Here is a 16,778-nt window from a genome sequence, read left to right on the forward strand (position 1 = left end):
TAACCTAAGGATGGTGGCCGTGGAGCCAGGCCGGTGACCCCGCGCAGAAGCCTGCGCCCAGCTCTGATCAGCGTGTTGCTCGCGGCCGTACTCGCGGCGCTGTGCGTGCTGTCGATCGGGCTGGGCGCCGTCGACGTCCCCCCGGACCAGGTCGTCCGGACGCTGCTGGGCCACCCCCCGAACCGTCTCGTCGACAACATCGTCTGGACCGTCCGCGTGCCGCGCACCGTCCTCGGCGTCAGCGCGGGCGCGGCTCTGGGACTGTCCGGAGCGCTCATGCAGGCCCTGACACGTAATCCGCTGGCCGACCCCGGCATCCTCGGCGTCAGCGCGGGCGCGTCCTTCGGGATCGTGGTCGCCGTCGCCCTGTTCGGGATCGGCTCGCTGTACGGCGCGATCTGGTTCGCCTTCGCCGGTGCGCTCTGCACCAGCGTGCTCGTCTTCCTGCTCGGCGGGACGGGCCGCTCGGGCACGACGCCGGTCAAGCTCGCGCTGGCCGGAGTCGCCGTCACCTTCCTGCTGTTCTCGCTCACCAACGCGATCGTCCTCACCGATCCCGAGGCCCTGGACCGCTACCGCTTCTGGTCCGCGGGCACCCTCGCCGACCAGGACGGGGCCGTCGTCCGCGGCCTGCTGCCCTTCCTGGCGGTCGGCGCGGTGCTGGCGCTGGCCACCGCGCCCGCGCTCAACAGCCTGGCCCTCGGCGACGACGTGGCCGCCTCCCTCGGACGCCGGCTCGGCCTCGTACGCCTGCAGGGGGTCGTCGCGGTGATGCTGCTGACCGGCGCGTCGGTCGCCGTGATCGGCCCGGTGGTCTTCCTCGGGCTGGTGGTGCCCCATGCCGCCCGGGTGCTCGCCCAGTACGCGGGCATCGGCCCGGACCACCGCCGGCTCCTGCCGCTGTCCGCGCTGCTCGCCCCCTGCCTGCTGCTCACCGCGGACATCCTCGGCCGGATCGTCGCCCGGCCCGTCGAGATACAGGCAGGCGTCCTCGTCGCCTTCATCGGCGGTCCGTTCTTCATCGCCCTGGTCCGCCGGCGCAGACTCGCGGAGGTCCCGGCATGACCGCGCTCGCCCCGCCGCGCCGCCGCCGGCCCTTCCGGCTGGCCGTCCCACCGGTCTCCGGAGTGGTCCGGCCCCGCCTGGTCGTGCTGTGCGCCGCCCTGGTGGCCGCGGTGTTCCTGCTCTTCTGCCGGGGTGTGGCCATCGGCGACTACCCCCTCGGGTACGCCGACGTCGTCCGGGCGCTGACCGGCACCGGCGACCCCGGAACGGTGCTGGTCGTCCGGGAGTTGCGGCTGCCGCGCGTCCTCGTGGGACTGCTCGTCGGCATCGCCTTCGGCGTCTCCGGCGCGCTGTACCAGACCATGACCCGCAACCCCCTGGCCAGCCCCGACATGATCGGCCTGACCGCGGGAGCGGGGACCGCCGTCGTCGCCGGCGTCGTGCTGGGCTGGGACGGCGGCCTGGGCGCCCAGGGCCTCGGCCTGCTCGGGGCGCTGCTCACGGCGCTGCTGGTGTACGCCCTGGCCTGGAAGGGCGGCGCCAGCGGCTACCGCATCATCCTCGTCGGCATCGGCGTGTCCTGGATGTGCACCAGCGCCACCGACTACCTGGTCGCGCGCGGCGAGCGGTTCGAGGCGCAGGCCGCCCTGGGCTGGCTGGTGGGCAACCTCAACGGCCGCACCTGGGACCAGGTCGCACACCTCGCGGTCGCCACGGGCGTGCTCGTCCCCCTGGCCCTCGGGATGGGCCGTTGGACGCGGACCCTGCAACTCGGCGACGACGTGGCGGCCGGCCTCGGCACCCCCGTGCAACCGGTGCGCCTCGCCCTGCTGCTGGTCGGCGTCGGGCTGATCGCCTTCGGCACGGCCGCCGCGGGCCCGGTCGCCTTCGTGGCCCTGGCCGCCCCGCAGATCGCCCAGCGGCTGGCCGGCACGGCGTGGCCGCCGCTCACCGCCTCGGGACTGACCGGCGCACTGGTCGTCCTGGGGTCCGACCTCATCGCGCGTGAGGCGATCCCCGGCACGGAACTCCCGGTCGGGATCGTCACCGGCGTCATCGGCGCGCCGGTCCTGCTCTGGCTGCTCATCCGTGCCAACCGCGCGGGCTCAGGAGGCTGAACCATGGCGACCACGACCCCCACCCCCAGCGCCGTCGCGGGCCCCGACCTGCGGGCGCGCGGGCTGCACCTGGCGTACGACAACCGGCTGGTCGTCGAGGACCTCGACCTCGTCATACCCTCCGGCCGGATCACGGCCGTCGTGGGCGCCAACGCCTGCGGCAAGTCCACCCTGCTGCGGGCCCTGGCCCGGCTTCTCGCGCCCCGGCAGGGCGCCGTCGAGCTCGACGGCCGGGCCCTGCGGTCGGTACCGACCCGGGAACTCGCCCAGCGGCTGGGCATCCTGCCGCAGACGCCGGTGGCCCCGGAGGGACTGACCGTCATCGACCTGGTCAGCCGCGGCCGTTCACCCCACCAGACGTGGTGGCGGCAGTGGTCCGAGGCCGACGAGCGGGCCGTCCACGAGGCGCTGGCGGCGACCGGCCTGACCGAACTCGCCGACCGGGCCGTGGACGAACTGTCCGGCGGCCAGCGGCAGCGGGCCTGGATCGCCATGGCCGTGGCCCAGGGCACCCCCGTCCTGCTGCTGGACGAGCCGACCACCTACCTCGACCTGGCCCACCAGATCGACGTGCTGGACCTCGTCACCGACCTCAACCGCCGTGAGCACCGCACGGTGGTGATGGTCCTGCACGACCTCAACCAGGCCTGCCGCTACGCCGACCACGTCATCGCGATGAAGGCGGGGCGGATCGCCGCGGAGGGGCCGCCGGCCGAGGTGATCACCGCGAAGACGGTCGAGGACGTCTTCGACCTGCGCTGCCAGGTCACCACGGACCCGGTCAGCGGCACCCCGCTGGTGATCCCCATGGGCCGCCACCACGAGGCGGTCCCGGCCGCCGAGTGACGCGGCGGCGATCACGCCGCCTCCGGCGGCGCAGTCAAGCGGTGGCGCAGCGCGGCGGTCCGGACCCTCCCGGGGTCCCGGACCGCCGCGTTGCGGCGGGGCGCAAACCGGGCGCGCCGCTTCACCACCAGATGACGACATATCCGGGTCCGCCGGGCAGGCCGCTGTAGTTGTCGGGGGGCGGATGAGGGCCGCCGTTGCCGCCGATGCCGGCAGTCGGTGGTGCCGGCTGGGTGACGCCGTCCACGGCCGGACGGCCTCCCAGACCCGGTGAAGCGTTGACGCCACTGGACCCGGCCCCACCGACCGCGCCCTGGCGGGCCGTGCCCTGAGCGGGACAGCCGCCGGTACCACCCGTGCCGCCGGACGAGGCGAACCGCCCGCCGCTGCCACCGTTCGCGATCGCGACGCCGCCGAGACCGTTGGTCACCGTTGTGGGTGTGCCTGGCTGGCCGTTCCCGAGCTCGGCTCCGCCCGCTCCTCCGGCGCCGATGTCCACCGTCACCGGTGTGCCCGGTTGGACGGGAAGGACGCACCAGGCGAAGCCCCCGGCACCGCCGCCGGATCCGGTGAAGAGGCTGCCATCACTTCCCGAACCGCCCCCGCCGGAGCCCCATGCCTGGACGAAGACCGTGGTGACCCCGTCGGGCGGTGCGAATTGACCGTCGGCGGTGAAGTCCACCAGGCCGTGAGCGGGAGAGACTCCGGGCGGCCCCGGCTCACCGGCAGGCCCCTGCAGACCCGGCGGTCCCTGCTCACCGGCAGGCCCCGGCTGACCGGCAGGCCCCTGTTCGCCAGGAGGGCCTTGCAGGCCGGGAGCCCCCTGTTGGCCGGGGTCGCCTTGTGGTCCCGGCGGCCCGGGAGGCCCCGGAGGGCCCGGGATGCCGGGGCGGCCCGGCCAGTGGTACCCGGGGCGACTGGGGCAATATCCCAGCACGTACGGGATCCGGAAGCATGGGTCGGCGAGACCGGCCTGTGCGCCCGATGTCACGACACCAGTTCGGCCGCTGTCAACGCTGCCCGCGTACGCGGCACCTGTCAGGGAGCCGGACGCCAGTGCCACGATCGCGCCCACTGCCCACCACGCCCGAGGTACGGCTCTTCGGGACAACACGTCACCTCCAGGGAAGGGGCCCGCGTTGCGGCACGCGCCGCTACCGACTGAGGAAAGCTGTCATCGACAGCAGCAGACCCACAGCAAGAATGACTGCCCGTCACATGATGTGCATGTTCGGTGACCAGGCCGGGTGATGGCGTTGCCTGGCGCCGGCGCCGCGCCATAGGCACCTCCGCAGTCGGGATGTCGCGGCGACCGTGACCCATGTGCAGGACCGCTCCGGCCAGGCTGCCGCGGGTGTGTTCAGCAGCGGCCGGAACGTCGGTGACGAGGTCGGTGCGCATGCGACCGAGATCGCTCAGCTCGCCAGGCGGCGCGAGACGGGGTCGATGACGGACCCCCGGTACAGGTACCTCCCGCCTCCGGCGGGGGTGCTCAGCGGACGTCCTGCCCTTCCGGTCCGTCGCCGGGCAGCCGCAAGGTGAACAGCGATCCCTTGCCGTGGGTGCTCTCGACGGTGACGGTGCCTCCGTGGGCCTGCGCGAGGTTGCGGACGATGGCGAGGCCGAGACCGCTGCCGCCCGTGCTGCGGCTGCGGGACTTCTCCGCGCGCCAGAAGCGGTCGAAAACCCGCGGCAGATCCTCCGGCCGGATACCGGCGCCCGTGTCGGCGACGGCGATGGCGAGCGCGCCGTCCTCGCGGCGTGCCGTGACCATGACCGTGCCACCGGGCGGGGTGTGGCGGACGGCGTTGGACACGAGGTTGGAGACGGCCTGGCGGAGACGGACCGGGTCGGCGACCACGGTGCCGGTGTCGGCGGGAACGTCGACGGACAGCGCGACGCCGGCGTGGTCGGCGCGTCCGCCGTGGGCGGCGGCGACCTGCCGCAGGAGTTCACCGACGTCGCACCGCACTTTGTGCAGGCGCAACGCGCCCGCGTCGGCGGCGGCGAGGTCCTGGAGGTCGTCGACGATGTGCTGCAGCAGGAGCGCCTCTTCGAGCAGCGAACCGACGAGGGCGCGATCGGCCGGGACGACGCCGTCGTCGGCGGCTTCAAGCCAGCCGCGGATGTTGCTGAGCGGGGTGCGGAGCTCGTGGGCGATGTCGCCCACCATCTCGGTGCGCAGCCGTTCCAGCTTCGCCCGCTGCTGAGACATCTCGTTGAACACCTCCGCGAGGCGCCCGATCTCGTCCCTGCCGCTCACCTGCACGCGCGCGGCGACATCGCCCGCCTTCACGCGCTGAGCGGCCGCCGTGAGGGCGCGCAGTGGTCTGACCAGTTGCAGGCCGAGGCCGATGGTGACCATGACGGTCAGCAGGAGCACGCTCGCCACGACCCCGGCCATGCGGAGGCGGTTGGGTGCGGAGAGGTCGAACGGGGACGCGGCGGCGGCGTTCTCCGGGGAGCCGATGAACAGCAGCGCGGCCGGGGCGACGTACGGAGCGAGTTGCTCGCGGCGGGCGCTGTCCAGGCACGAGGCGACCAGTGCCCCGTCCACCGGGTCGCGGCTCCGCGTGGGCGTCCATGTCAGGTCCAGCGCGAGCTGTACGGGACCGCTGCCCCGGCGGCCGAGGCACGCGTCGACCAGGGAGTCGAGCCGGGCGAGGGCACGGGACTCGGTTCGGGTGGGCTGGTCCAGTACCCCGTCGGCGCAGCGGCCGCCGGTGTAGCCCGGCGGGTCCACGTGCGGACGTCCGCCGGGAGCAGTGGTGGAGGCGGCGGGCAGGCCGAGGCTGCGAAGGCAGCTGACGCGGCGCTGCGCGAGGGCGGTCAGCCGCGTCCGTTCCGCCCCTGTCAGTCGGAAGGGGCCGACGGCACGGGGGTCGATGCGGTCGCCGCCGTCGGCCCCCGAGATCCCGGTGTCGACGGCGAGCGGGTCCACGGTCGCCGACGCCCGGTCCGGCAGCGGGGTCCGGTGGCGGGCGTCGGCGGAGTCGGCGATCGGACGGCGGTCCTGCGTGGTGAGGACCACGCGGTGCCCGGTCTCCCGGGCGAGGCGGTCCACCAGCGGTTGCACGCCCCGCCAGTCCGTGTGCGTGGCGGCCCGGCCCAGGAGGGCTTTGTAGATCCGGGCGTCGTCGGAGATCGCCTGCCCCTGCTCCTGCCGGATCGCCCGGGTGGTCGTACGGGCCGCGAGCCAGGCGGTGGCGGCGATCGAGCACACCGAGACCAGCACCGACAGGGCGAGCAGCCGCACCACCAGGCTGCTGTGGAAGCGGCGGCTCATGCGGTGTCGGACAGGACGTAGCCGACGCCGTAGACGGTGAGCAGCCGCACCGGGCGGGCGGGATCGGGTTCGATCTTTCGGCGCAGGTTCATGACATGGGTGTCCACCGTCCGTACGGTGAAGTAGCGCCCCGTGCCGTGGAGCTGCCCGAGGATCTGCTCGCGGGTGAAGACCCGCCCCGGCTCGGCGGCGAGCGTCTCCAGCAGCCGGAACTCCCCGGGGGTGCAGTCCACGCTGCTGCCGTCGCAGACCACCTCGTGCCGGGAGGGGTCGATGCTCAGGCCGCCGACGGTCAGCGTCGGGTCGGGTTCCGGGGCGGGCGGACCCGAGGGCCGGGCGCGGCGCAGCAGGGTGCGCACTCGGGCGGTCAGCTCCCGGGGGCTGTACGGCTTCGTCATGTAGTCGTCGGCGCCCAGGTCCAGGCCGAGCAGGAGGTCGTCCTCGGTGCAGCGGGCGGTGAGCATCAGCACCGGCAGGTCGGATTCGCGGCGCAGGATGCGGCAGACGTCGAGCCCGTCGACCTTCGGCATCATCACGTCCAGCACGAGCAGCTGCGGAGGGTCGCGGCGCAGCTCCTCCAGTGCGGCGCGGCCGTCGTGGACGACAGTGACCGAGTGCCCCTCGTGCTCGAGGTACACCCGCACCAGTTGGGCCTGCTTCTCGTCGTCCTCGGCGACCAGTATGTGTGCGCTCATGGCCGGAAGTATAAGTACGCCAAGTTTCGCAATTCCGACATCGGGGCTCCGTCCGCGCGGGACCACGGGATGCCGATGGCTTCCTGACAGGATTCCGACATTCACCGGCCACCATCGGTCGGCATGACCTACCCACACCTCCCGCTCCGCGCGGCCGGCGCGGCCGCCGCGCTCGTCTGCGCCGTCCTGCTCACCGGTTGCGGCGGCTCCACCGGGGGCGCCGGCACGACGTCCGGCAAGCAGTCCGGGGACCAGGACGTCGCCTCGCTGGCGACCGGCGCCCCCTCGGCCGCGCCGGTGCCGTCGTCCACGACGCCGTCCGCCGACAGCGAGCAGGGCCGTCCGCAGCTGCGCCTGGACAGCTCCGACGCCGAGCGCGACCGCTACTGGAACGCCTACGCCGCCTGTCTGAAGGACCACGGCCACAAGATGATCCTGGCCCGCGGCCCCTACTCCGTCGACCAGCACGACAACAGCCCCACCGCCAAGGCCGCACAGAAGACGTGCGCCGGCAAACTCCCCCTCCAGCCGCCCGAGTTGCGCCGCGAATCGAACCCGCACTACGACGACGACTACCGCGTCTACATCACGTGCCTGAACTCGCACGGACTCAAGGTCACCGCGCTGCCCGACAACTCCGGGTGGACCTTCGACGGCCAGCCCGCGATGAGCGAGGCCGAGCAGGCCAAGCTCGACAAGAGCTGCACGATGGAGGCCTTCGGTGACAAGAACCGCTGATCACCGCCTCCCCAGGCGGCGCCGGCGCCGGCTCACCGTGGCCCTGGCCGTCCTCCTGACCGCCGGCGGCGCGGGAGGCGCCACCGCCGCCTGGAGCGCGCGGCAGGGCGGCGGGCAGACCGCGCCGGAACACCCGATCCGGCTCGACACCGTCAAGGTCACCAAAACCGACCTGTCCACCGACAGGACCCTGCCCGGCACACTCGGCTACGGCCCGCTGCGCGCCCTCAAGGGCACGGGCCCCGGAGTGCTCACCAAGCTGCCGTCGCCCGGTGCGACAGCCGTCCGGGGCAAGCCCCTGTACTGGGTGAACGACCAGCCAGTGACCGTCTTCCTCGGTGACACGCCCTTCTTCAGAGCGCTGGACAAGCCGGGGCTGCGCGGGCGGGACGTCACGGTCCTGGCGGACAATCTGCGGGCCCTCGGCTACGACATCGGGCCCACCACGGACCGCGCGCCCACGCGCCACGCGCCGGGCGGCACCGAGTTCACCGTCGAGCTCGGCGCGGCCCTGAAGCGGTGGCAGCGCGACACCGGCCAGGAGGCGACCGGCACGCTCACACCCGGCCGGGCGCTCGTCCTGCCGGGCCCGGTGAGGGTCAACACCGTGACCGCCGCCCCGGGCGACCCGGCCGAAGGAGAAGTGCTGACCTACACCACCACCGCGAAGTCGGTGGCCGTGAGCGTGGACGCCGCCGAGGTCGGCGCCCTCCACACGGGGCAGAGCGTGACGATCACCCTTCCCGACAGCCGGGAGATCCCCGGCACCGTCGCCTCCGTCGCAGGCGCCGTCCAGGGTGGTTCCGCCGACGACCAGACCGCGCAGGCAGGACCTCCCACGGTCGCCGTCACCGTCACCCCGCGGCACGCCGGCGACGTGAAGGGGCTGGACTCCGCCTCCGTCCAGGTCCGCTTCTCCGCCACCGACCGCAAGGGCGTCCTGGCCGTCCCGGTCACCGCGCTCCTCGCCCTGAGGGAGGGCGGCTACGCGCTGCAGCGCCCCGACTCCACTCTGGTCCCGGTGGAGACGGGGGTGTTCGCCGACGGAATGGTCGAAGTGAGCGGCACGGGTGTCAACGAGGGCATGACGGTGGTGACCGCCTCGTGAACACCGCAGGCCCGGCCCCCGCCCTCGTGGTCGACAAGGTCACCAAGACCTACGCGGGCGACGTCACCGCCCTGGGCGAGGTGTCGCTCACCGTCATGGAAGGCGAGCTCCTGGCGATCGTGGGGCCCTCCGGCTCCGGTAAGTCCACGCTGCTGCACATCATGGGCACCCTCGACAGGCCGACCAGCGGCACGGTGGAGATCGCCGGCCACGCCGCCGCCGGACTGCCCGACCGGCGGCTGTCCGCCCTGCGCGCCCGGCTGCTGGGCTTCGTCTTCCAGCACTTCCACCTCACGGACGGCCTCGACGCGACCGACAACGTCGCGACCGGCCTGCTCTACGCGGGCGTGCCACGGCGGCTGCGCCGCCCCCGCGCCGAAGAGGCGCTCGCCCGGGTCGGCCTCGCGCACCGCGTCCGCCACCTCCCCCAGCAACTGTCCGGCGGCGAACGGCAACGTGTCGCCATCGCCCGCGCACTGGTCAACGAACCCGCACTCGTCCTCGCCGACGAACCGACCGGGGCGCTCGACAGCGCCAACGGCCGCGCCGTGCTCGACCTGCTCACGGGACTGAACGAGGAGGGCACCACCATCGCGGTCATCACCCACGACCTGGACATCGCCGCCCGGATGCCGCGCAGGATCCGACTGCGCGACGGCCGCATCGCCTCGGACAGCGCCACCCGCGCGGACGCCTGGAGCCCGGCATGAACCGACCGATCAGACTGTCCCCCCTCGACGTCCTGCGACTCGGCGTGCTCGGTCTGCACACCCGCAGGACGCGTGCCGCGCTGTCCGCACTGGGCATCGCGATCGGCATCGCCACCCTGGTCGTCGTCACCGGCATCCCCGCGTCCAGCCAACGGGCCCTCATGGACGAGCTGTCCGCGCTCGGCACCAACATGCTCCGCGCCCAGCCGCAGCCCGACGCCGGACAGAAGGCGCTGCTCCCCGAGGCCGCCGACGTCATGGCGGCCCGGATCGGCCCCGTCACCAGCACCACCGCGGTGGCCAACGTCCACACCACCGTGCGGCGTTCCGACCTGGCCGACCCCAACGACTCGATCGGGCTGAGCGTGCTGGCCGCCAGGACCAACCTGCTGGCCACCGTCGGCGGCACCGTCCGCTCCGGCCGGTTCCTCGACCGCGCCACCGAGCGCTTCCCCGCGGCCGTCCTCGGCCCACGTTCCGCGGCGCGACTCGGCATCGACCGCGTCACCCCGGGACGGGAGCCGCTGGTGACGATCGGCACCCGATCGTTCACCGTGATCGGCATCCTCGGGCCGACGCCCCTCACTCCCGACCTGGAGAGCTCCGTACTGGTCGGCTGGCCCGCGGCACGCGACGGCCTCGCCTTCGACGGCCACCCCACCGTGGTCTACGTGAAGGCGCGCGAGTCGCAGATCGAGGCGGTACGCGCCGTCCTGCCCGCCACCGTCAACCCCGAACTGCCGGGACTCGTCCAGGTCAGCCGGCCCTCGGACGCCCTGGCCGCCAAGCGCGCCACCGAGCACACCTTCTCCTCCCTGTTCCTCGGCCTCGCCGGGGTCGCCCTGCTGGTCGGCGGCATCGGAGTGGCCAACACCATGTTCGTCTCCGTCCTCGAACGACGCCGCGAGATCGGCCTGCGCCGCGCTCTCGGCGCCAACCGCCGCCAGATACGGGGCCAGTTCCTGACCGAATCCGTCATGCTGTCCGTCCTGGGCGGGCTGAGCGGCACCGCGCTGGGCGCGGCGGGCACGGTCGGTTACGCACTCTGGCAGTCGTGGCCGCCGGTCCTGCCACCCCTCGCGCTCGGCAGCGGTCTGGCCGGCGCGATCGTCGTGGGAGCCGTCGCCGGCGTCTACCCGGCAGTGCGCGCCTCACGGCTGCCCCCGACGCAAGCCCTGTCGGCGGTCTGACATCGGCCGGGCGGCACCGGGAACCACCCTCACTGAAGCCGGCGAGTCATCACAGCGGATGAAGAGCCGAGGGGAGGACGCGGCCCCGTTCGGCGGTGACGCATGGGGCGGCGGTCGAGAACAGCCGGAACCGCAGCCGTCGGAGTCCTCTCAACGGACGTCGCCGGGAAGCGTCCAGGCGGGTGTCCACGTCCCGACGGCGTCGCTGCCGGCCGTCACGGCGGCGAGGTGGGTGCGGAGGGTGGCCAGTGCCGGGTGGGGGTTGTCGCGGTGCCAGAGGAGTGAGTGGGGGTAGACGGGCGTCGGGTCGGTGACCGGGATGCGGCGCAGACCGTGGTCGGCGGGCCAGATGAGCCGGGTGTGCTCGCCCATGAAGGTGGCCAGGGCCGGGGTGTCGGCGATGGTGTCGAGGAGTGCGTCGGAGCCGAAGTTGGGGCCGGTCGCCTCGATGGTGAGGCCGAACGCGGCGACGAGGTCGTCGTAGTAGGCGCCCCACTCGGTGCCGGGCGCGATGCCGGGCATCCAGATCCGGTGCCCGGTGAGCTCGGCGAGGGTCACCGACCGGGCGTCCGCCAGCGCGTGCCCGGGACCGGTGAGGAGTTGCAGCGGCTCGTCGAGCACGCGGACGGCCTCGATGTCCTCGGGAAGGGGACGGCCGGGCGCGGCGACGGCGCGGAAGGACGCGTCGATCGCGCCGGAGCGCAGCGCACTGACGGCCTTGTCGATGTCGAACAGCATCACCACGTCGAGGGCGATCTCGGGGAAGGCCCGGTGGAATGCGCGCATCAGCCTCGACTGCGCGCTGCGCGAGGCGATCACGTCGACGCGCAGCGGACGGCGGCCGGGGCGCACGGACTCGCCCGCGCGCTCGGCGACGCGCAGCAGCTCGCGTGCGTGGGGCAGGAACGCCTGCCCGTCGATGGTGAGCTCCGCGCCGCGGGCGGCGCGGGTGAACAGGCGCACGCCGAGGTCGCTCTCCAACGCGGCGACGCGCTTGGAGACGGCCTGCTGGGTGACCGACAGGTCGACGGCGGCCCTCTGGAACTGGCCCGACTCCGCGACGGCGACGAAGGTCCGTACTGCTTCGAGATCCACGCCGGCCACCTTACGGAACAACCGATGGTTGTGGCGTACGGCCAGGTCGGTTGTTTGACGTGCAGCCCACCTGCCGACTTGGCTCTGGTCGGTCAACGTCGGTTTGTGCGGGTGCACGTCAAGGGAGACGCCGGGCATGGTGGGCAGGAGACCGCTGGGCCGGTCGTTCGGCTGGCTGCGGGCGGCCTACGCGGTGAGCGCGTACGGGTCCGGTCTGGGGTTCGGAGCTCTGCCGCTGGTCGCCGTGCTGGTGGCGCACGCCGGCCCCGCCGAGGTGTCCGCGCTGTCCGCGGTGGGGCCCGCGGTGGGTGCGCTGATCGCGGTGCCGCTCGCGCCGTGGGTGGAGTTCCGGCGCAAGCGCCGGGTCATGATCACGATGGACCTGGCCCGCTGCGCGGCCATGGCGTCCATCCCGGTCGCCTACGCCCTCGGCCTGCTGGGTTTCGTCCAGTTGCTCGCGGTCTCGGCCGTGGTCGCCGCGGCCAAGATCGCGTTCAACGCGGCAAGCGGCGCCTACCTCAAGGCCCTTCTCCGGCCGGACGACATGCTCGTCGCCAACGCGCGGCTGGAGTCAACGAACTGGAGCTCCATCGTGGTGGGGCCGCCGCTCGGCGGGGCGGCGATCGGCCTGTTCGGGCCGGTCGTCACCGTGGCGGCCGACGCGGTCAGTTACCTGCTCTCCGCGCTGGGCCTCACCGCGATCCGCGGCCAGGAGGACGTGCCGCGAAAAACCGGCGGGAGCCCGGTCCGGGCGGGCGCGCTGCTCGACGGCTGGCGGCACATCCTGGGCCACCCCGCTCTGCGGCCGCTGTGGCTCAACCAGATGGCCGTCGCCGGTCTGGTCATGGCCACCGAGCCCCTGCTGGCCGTGCTCCTGCTGCGCCGGCTCGGTCTCCCGCCCTGGCAGTACGGCCTCGCCTTCGCAGCGCCCTGTCTCGGCGGACTCATCGGCTCCCGGCTGGCCCGCCGCGCCGTGGCCCGCTTCGGCCGCGACCGGGTCCTGCGGACCGCCGGCACGCTGCGCGCCTGCTGGCTGGTCGGTCTGGCCCTCGTCCGTCCCGGCGTCCTCGGCCTCGCCACCGTGATGGCCGTCGAGTCGGCGATCATCGTCACCATGAGCCTGTACAGCCCGGTGCTCGCCGCTTACCGGCTCGAACACACCCCCGCGCACCTCGTCTCCCGCACCCTGACGGCCTGGGCGATCGGCCAGCAGGCGGCCGTCGCCGTCCTCACCGCGCTCGGCGGGCTGCTCGCCGACGCCACCGGCCCGCGCACCGCTCTCGCGGTCGCGGGAGTGCTCGCCCTCGCCACCCCGCTCCTGCTGCCCCGGCGCGACCGGACGCCTCATCCTCTGTCGGAACCGTCCGTCGGCCACTCATGAGGCGCCCCCGGCGCACCGACCGGACTACCCCGGCAGAACGGTCGTGCCGGCGCCCCCCGGTCCCGCGGTCAGCGCGCGCAGCAGGGCGTGCGGGACGCGGCCGTCCAGCACCCGCGCCGCGCGGACGCCCGCCCGGACGGCGCGCAGGCAGCTCTCCATCTTCGGCGCCATACCACCGTCGAGCGCCGGCAGCACCGCCGCCAGTTCGGTCGCGGTGATCCGCTCCACGACCCGCGAGCGGCGCGGCCAGTCGGCGTACAGCCCGGGCACGTCGGTGAGGACGACCAGCGCCTCCGCGTCGAGCGCGGCGGCCAGGGCGCCGGCCGCCGCGTCCGCGTTGACGTTGTAGACCTGGCCGTCCGCGCCCCGGCCGAGGGAGGAGACGACGGGGATGTGGCCGTGGTCCAGGAGGACGTCCACGGCCGCCGTGTTGACCTCGGTCACCTCGCCGACGAGGCCGATGTCCACACGCTCGCCGCCGACGTCGGCGTAGCGGCGCCGCGCGGTCAGCGTGCGCGCGTCCTCGCCGGTGAGCCCCACGGCGTACGGGCCGTGCTCGTTGAGCAGCCCGACGAGGTCCCGCTGCACCCGGCCGGCCAGCACCATGCGCGCCACGTCCAGCACCTCGGCGGTGGTGACCCGCAGCCCGCCGACGAAGCGGTCCTCGATGCCCTCGCGGTCGAGCTGGGCGCTGATCTGCGGGCCGCCGCCGTGGACCACCACGATCCGCACGCCGGCCTCCCGGAGGCGCACGACGTCCCGGGCGACATCGCGCAGCAGCGGCTCCCCGCCCATGGCGTGCCCGCCCACCTTCACGACGACGGTGCGGTCCGCGAACGCGCGCAGGGCGGCCGGCGTCCCCGGGGTGACCGGTGCCGTCGTCACGGGCGGTCCGTCAGGCAGCCGCCCATGGTGCGGAACCAGTCGGTGGCAGCGTGTTCGGCGCCGTCGTCCGTGCGGATCGTGCGCACCAGCAGCCCCTCGCGGTGGCCGCCGCGCGCGTCCGCGCCGGCGACGACGACGACCCCGTCGCCCTCGCGGATGAAGACGCGGCCGGGCGTGCCGCCGTACCGGGCCTGCGAGACGGCGGCGGAGACGATCCGGATGCGTTCGCCGCGGTGGTAGGTGAAGGCGTTGGGGTACGGGTCGGACTGCGCCCGCACGAGCCGCTCCAGGTCCTGCGCCGGCCAGTTCCAGTCGATGCGGCTGTCCTCGACGGAGCGCTTGTGGAAGAAGCTCGCGCGGGAGCGGTCCTGGGGCGTCCACTCGGCGCGGCCGGAGGCGATCAGATCCAGGGACTCGCGCACCAGGGGCGCGATCAGGTCGCAGGTGCGGTGGAAGAGGTCGGTGGCGGTGTCCTCCGGGCCGACGGGGACCGAGCGCTGCAACAGGATGTCGCCCGCGTCCAGTTCGCCGTTCATGCGGTGCGCGGTGACGCCGACCCGCTCCTCGCCGTTGATGAGCGCCCAGATGATCGGGGAGAAGCCCGCGTAGGCGGGGAGCAGCGAGTCGTGCACGTTGAGGGCGCCGTGCGGAGGGAGGTCGAAGATCTCCGGCGGCAGCCAGGTGCGCCAGTTGTTGGCGACGATGAGGTCGGGGGCCGCCGCCTTGATCGCCTCCAGCAGTTCGGCGTCGTCCGGGCGGGTGCGCAGCAGCACGGGCACGCCGTGTTTCTCCGCCAGTTCGGCGACCGAGTCGTCCCAGATCTTCTCGTACGCGTGCTCGCTCCTGAAGTGCGTCACGACGAGGGCGACCTCGTGCTCCGACTCCAGCAGGGCCTGCAGCGTCCGGTGTCCCCAGGTCTGATAACCGAACATGACGACCCGCATGGCGGTCTTCCCTTCAGCGATGATTGCAAGGTTAGCCTTACCTTATCTAAGATGTGCCGCGCTGAGGGAGGCGATGCAACGGTGACAGCACCGCGCACTGGTCCGGACACCATCCACGACATCCTGGGAATCGGTTTCGGGCCGTCAAATCTCGCGCTGGCCATAGCCATCGGGGAGCACAACGCCCGGGTCCCCGCCTCCCGGCGGATCAACGCCCGGTTCCTGGAACGCCAGCCGCGTTTCGGGTGGCACCGGGGGATGCTCATCGACGACGCGACGATGCAGGTGTCCTTCCTCAAGGACCTGGTCACCATGCGGAATCCGACCAGCGACTTCTCCTTCCTGTGCTATCTGCGCGAGCGGGGACGGCTGGTCGACTTCCTGAACCAGAAGACGCTCTTCCCGCTCCGCGTGGAGTTCCACGACTACTTCGAGTGGGCCGCCGCCCGCGTCGCGGACGTCGTCGACTACTCCTCGCACGTGCTGTCGGTCGCCCCGGTCCGCGGCGCCGGCGGCGGCGTCGACCACCTCGACGTGACCTGCCGGGACCCGGAGGACCCGGCGCGGACGGTGACGCACCGGGCCCGCAACATCAGCGTGGCCGTCGGCCTGGAGCCGCACCTGCCTCCGGGCACCGAGCTGTCGGACCGCGTCTGGCACACCAGCCAGCTGCTGCCCAGGACCGCCGAACTCACCGCGTCCGGCGCCCCGGTGCGCCGGGCCGTCGTCCTCGGCGCGGGGCAGAGCGCGGCCGAGGCGGTCGACTTCCTGCACCGCGCCTTCACCGAGGCGGAGGTCTGCGCGGTGTTCGCCAAGTACGGCTACACGCCCGCCGACGACAGCCCCTTCGCCAACCGGATCTTCGACCCCGAGGCGGTGGACCTCTACTTCGGCTCCCCGTCGGAGGTGAAGCAGTCCCTCTACGACTACCACCGCGGCACCAACTACTCGGTGGTCGACATGGACCTCATCGAGGCTTTGTACGCGACCTCCTACCGCGAGAAGGTGCAGGGCCGCGAACGGCTGCGCTTCCTCAACGTCTCCCGCATACGTGACGTGGACGTCTCCGACAAGGGCCTCGAGGTGACGGTGGAGTTCCTGCCCACCGGCGAGCGGCAGGTCCTGGAGGCGGACGTGCTCGTGCACGCCACCGGCTACCGTTCGCAGGACGTCGGCTCGCTCCTCGGGGAGTCCGCCAAGCTCTGCCTGCGCGACGACGGCGACGCGCTGCGCGTGGGCCGCGACCACCGCGTCGAGGTCGCCCCCGAGGTGCGGGCCGGCATCTATGTGCAGGGCGGCACCGAGCACACGCACGGGCTGTCCTCCACGCTGCTGTCGACCACCGCGGTCCGGGCCGGCGAGATCCTGGCCTCGCTCGCCGCCCGCCTGGACGAGGCGGCCGCGGCGGCCGCGGCCCGCGTCTGAAACGGCTTCGGGGGCCGCCGGTCGGCCGGCGGCCCCCAGGGCGTAGCGCTCTTCCTGCCCGCGCCCCTCGGTCCGCGCCGCTCTGCCCGCGGCATCAGACGAGGGCGGCCTTGACGAGGCCGCCGAGAACGGCATCGAATCGCCGCCGTCGACCCGTACCGCGACACCGTCATCGAGCCGGCCGACCAGAGCTTCCTCGTCGAGACACTGGCCGGCGCCCGCGACCGGTCGCATGTGCTGCGCCGCCGCATCCTGATGACGCCCGGGGGCATGGAGGAGCCCGCCCGACGGCTCCGCGCCGCCCCCCGCGCCGGCAGGAGGCGCCCCCGGTTCGGGCGTCTCTCCTCCCCGC

At 73.4% G+C, this 16,778-nt stretch carries 15 protein-coding genes; 9 read left to right on the forward strand and 6 right to left on the reverse strand.

Annotated elements, in window-relative coordinates:
* The first annotated feature begins 63 nt into the window (after positions 1-63).
* From ACRWND_RS16285 to ACRWND_RS16295, 3 genes are read left to right on the forward strand one after another with little or no spacing between them, the layout of a single operon-like run.
* Positions 64-1,065, forward strand: a complete 1,002-nt coding sequence (locus tag ACRWND_RS16285; RefSeq protein ID WP_431949909.1) for a FecCD family ABC transporter permease — start codon at positions 64-66, stop codon at positions 1,063-1,065.
* Complete coding sequence (locus ACRWND_RS16290; protein ID WP_431949864.1) at positions 1,062-2,123, forward strand: FecCD family ABC transporter permease; 1,062 nt, start codon at positions 1,062-1,064, stop codon at positions 2,121-2,123. Before ACRWND_RS16285 ends, ACRWND_RS16290 begins: the two co-directional genes overlap by 4 nt.
* Before the next feature lie 3 nt (positions 2,124-2,126).
* Entirely contained in the window at positions 2,127-2,969 is an 843-nt protein-coding gene (locus ACRWND_RS16295; protein WP_431949866.1) for an ABC transporter ATP-binding protein, read from the forward strand.
* 121 nt (positions 2,970-3,090) lie between these two features.
* On the opposite strand, the gene ACRWND_RS16300 is transcribed toward ACRWND_RS16295, so the two are convergent.
* The 3 genes from ACRWND_RS16300 to ACRWND_RS16310 all read right to left on the reverse strand — a co-directional run bounded on the left by ACRWND_RS16300 (position 3,091) and on the right by ACRWND_RS16310 (position 6,950).
* Positions 3,091-3,651 (reverse strand): hypothetical protein, encoded by a 561-nt coding sequence (locus ACRWND_RS16300; RefSeq protein ID WP_431949868.1) that lies wholly within the window; start codon positions 3,649-3,651, stop codon positions 3,091-3,093.
* 810 nt (positions 3,652-4,461) lie between these two features.
* Positions 4,462-6,255, reverse strand: a complete 1,794-nt coding sequence (locus ACRWND_RS16305; protein ID WP_431949870.1) for a sensor histidine kinase — start codon at positions 6,253-6,255, stop codon at positions 4,462-4,464.
* Positions 6,252-6,950 carry a response regulator transcription factor gene (locus ACRWND_RS16310; protein ID WP_431949872.1) on the reverse strand — a complete coding sequence of 233 codons (699 nt, stop codon included), beginning with the start codon at positions 6,948-6,950 and terminating at the stop codon, positions 6,252-6,254. The genes ACRWND_RS16305 and ACRWND_RS16310 overlap by 4 nt, the downstream gene beginning before the upstream one ends.
* A gap of 123 nt (positions 6,951-7,073) precedes the next feature.
* On the opposite strand from ACRWND_RS16310, the gene ACRWND_RS16315 reads away from it, so the two are divergent.
* The 4 genes from ACRWND_RS16315 to ACRWND_RS16330 are packed head-to-tail and all read left to right on the forward strand — an operon-like array spanning position 7,074 to position 10,696.
* Positions 7,074-7,688: a hypothetical protein gene (locus ACRWND_RS16315; RefSeq protein WP_431949874.1), complete on the forward strand. Its 615-nt coding sequence runs from the start codon at positions 7,074-7,076 to the stop codon at positions 7,686-7,688.
* Positions 7,672-8,796, forward strand: a complete 1,125-nt coding sequence (locus tag ACRWND_RS16320; protein ID WP_431949876.1) for a hypothetical protein — start codon at positions 7,672-7,674, stop codon at positions 8,794-8,796. Before ACRWND_RS16315 ends, ACRWND_RS16320 begins: the two co-directional genes overlap by 17 nt.
* Positions 8,793-9,506, forward strand: a complete 714-nt coding sequence (locus ACRWND_RS16325; RefSeq protein WP_431949878.1) for an ABC transporter ATP-binding protein — start codon at positions 8,793-8,795, stop codon at positions 9,504-9,506. Before ACRWND_RS16320 ends, ACRWND_RS16325 begins: the two co-directional genes overlap by 4 nt.
* A complete protein-coding gene (locus ACRWND_RS16330; RefSeq protein WP_431949880.1) occupies positions 9,503-10,696 on the forward strand; it encodes an ABC transporter permease in 1,194 nt (397 codons plus the stop codon). Before ACRWND_RS16325 ends, ACRWND_RS16330 begins: the two co-directional genes overlap by 4 nt.
* Positions 10,697-10,846: 150 nt before the next feature.
* Here ACRWND_RS16330 and ACRWND_RS16335 read toward each other — a convergent pair whose 3' ends face one another.
* Positions 10,847-11,791 (reverse strand): LysR family transcriptional regulator, encoded by a 945-nt coding sequence (locus ACRWND_RS16335; protein ID WP_431949882.1) that lies wholly within the window; start codon positions 11,789-11,791, stop codon positions 10,847-10,849.
* A gap of 136 nt (positions 11,792-11,927) precedes the next feature.
* On the opposite strand from ACRWND_RS16335, the gene ACRWND_RS16340 reads away from it, so the two are divergent.
* A complete protein-coding gene (locus tag ACRWND_RS16340) occupies positions 11,928-13,172 on the forward strand; it encodes an MFS transporter (protein WP_431949884.1) in 1,245 nt (414 codons plus the stop codon).
* A 24-nt stretch (positions 13,173-13,196) separates the two neighbouring features.
* Here ACRWND_RS16340 and argB read toward each other — a convergent pair whose 3' ends face one another.
* Positions 13,197-13,967 (reverse strand): acetylglutamate kinase, encoded by a 771-nt coding sequence (gene argB / locus ACRWND_RS16345; RefSeq protein ID WP_431949911.1) that lies wholly within the window; start codon positions 13,965-13,967, stop codon positions 13,197-13,199.
* 86 nt (positions 13,968-14,053) lie between these two features.
* On the reverse strand, positions 14,054-15,001 hold the full coding sequence (locus ACRWND_RS16350; protein ID WP_431949886.1) for a methionyl-tRNA formyltransferase: 948 nt from the start codon (positions 14,999-15,001) through the stop codon (positions 14,054-14,056).
* 81 nt (positions 15,002-15,082) lie between these two features.
* On the opposite strand from ACRWND_RS16350, the gene ACRWND_RS16355 reads away from it, so the two are divergent.
* Positions 15,083-16,426, forward strand: coding sequence for a lysine N(6)-hydroxylase/L-ornithine N(5)-oxygenase family protein (locus ACRWND_RS16355; protein WP_431949887.1), 1,344 nt, complete (start codon positions 15,083-15,085; stop codon positions 16,424-16,426).
* The last annotated feature ends 352 nt before the right edge of the window (positions 16,427-16,778 follow it).

The sequence above is a fragment of the Actinacidiphila sp. bgisy167 genome (assembly GCF_965342175.1).
Classification (GTDB): domain Bacteria; phylum Actinomycetota; class Actinomycetes; order Streptomycetales; family Streptomycetaceae; genus Actinacidiphila.

Bases quoted from the DNA above. Each gene is read 5' to 3' on its own strand.
- ACRWND_RS16315 (WP_431949874.1), top strand. From the start codon at position 7,074: ATGACCTACCCACACCTCCCGCTCCGCGCGGCCGGCGCGGCCGCCGCG.
- ACRWND_RS16330 (WP_431949880.1), top strand. From the start codon at position 9,503: ATGAACCGACCGATCAGACTGTCCCCCCTCGACGTCCTGCGACTCGGC.
- ACRWND_RS16350 (WP_431949886.1), bottom strand. From the start codon at position 15,001: ATGCGGGTCGTCATGTTCGGTTATCAGACCTGGGGACACCGGACGCTG.
- ACRWND_RS16310 (WP_431949872.1), bottom strand. From the start codon at position 6,950: ATGAGCGCACACATACTGGTCGCCGAGGACGACGAGAAGCAGGCCCAA.
- ACRWND_RS16295 (WP_431949866.1), top strand. From the start codon at position 2,127: ATGGCGACCACGACCCCCACCCCCAGCGCCGTCGCGGGCCCCGACCTG.
- argB (WP_431949911.1), bottom strand. From the start codon at position 13,967: ATGGGCGGGGAGCCGCTGCTGCGCGATGTCGCCCGGGACGTCGTGCGC.
- ACRWND_RS16305 (WP_431949870.1), bottom strand. From the start codon at position 6,255: ATGAGCCGCCGCTTCCACAGCAGCCTGGTGGTGCGGCTGCTCGCCCTG.
- ACRWND_RS16340 (WP_431949884.1), top strand. From the start codon at position 11,928: ATGGTGGGCAGGAGACCGCTGGGCCGGTCGTTCGGCTGGCTGCGGGCG.
- ACRWND_RS16290 (WP_431949864.1), top strand. From the start codon at position 1,062: ATGACCGCGCTCGCCCCGCCGCGCCGCCGCCGGCCCTTCCGGCTGGCC.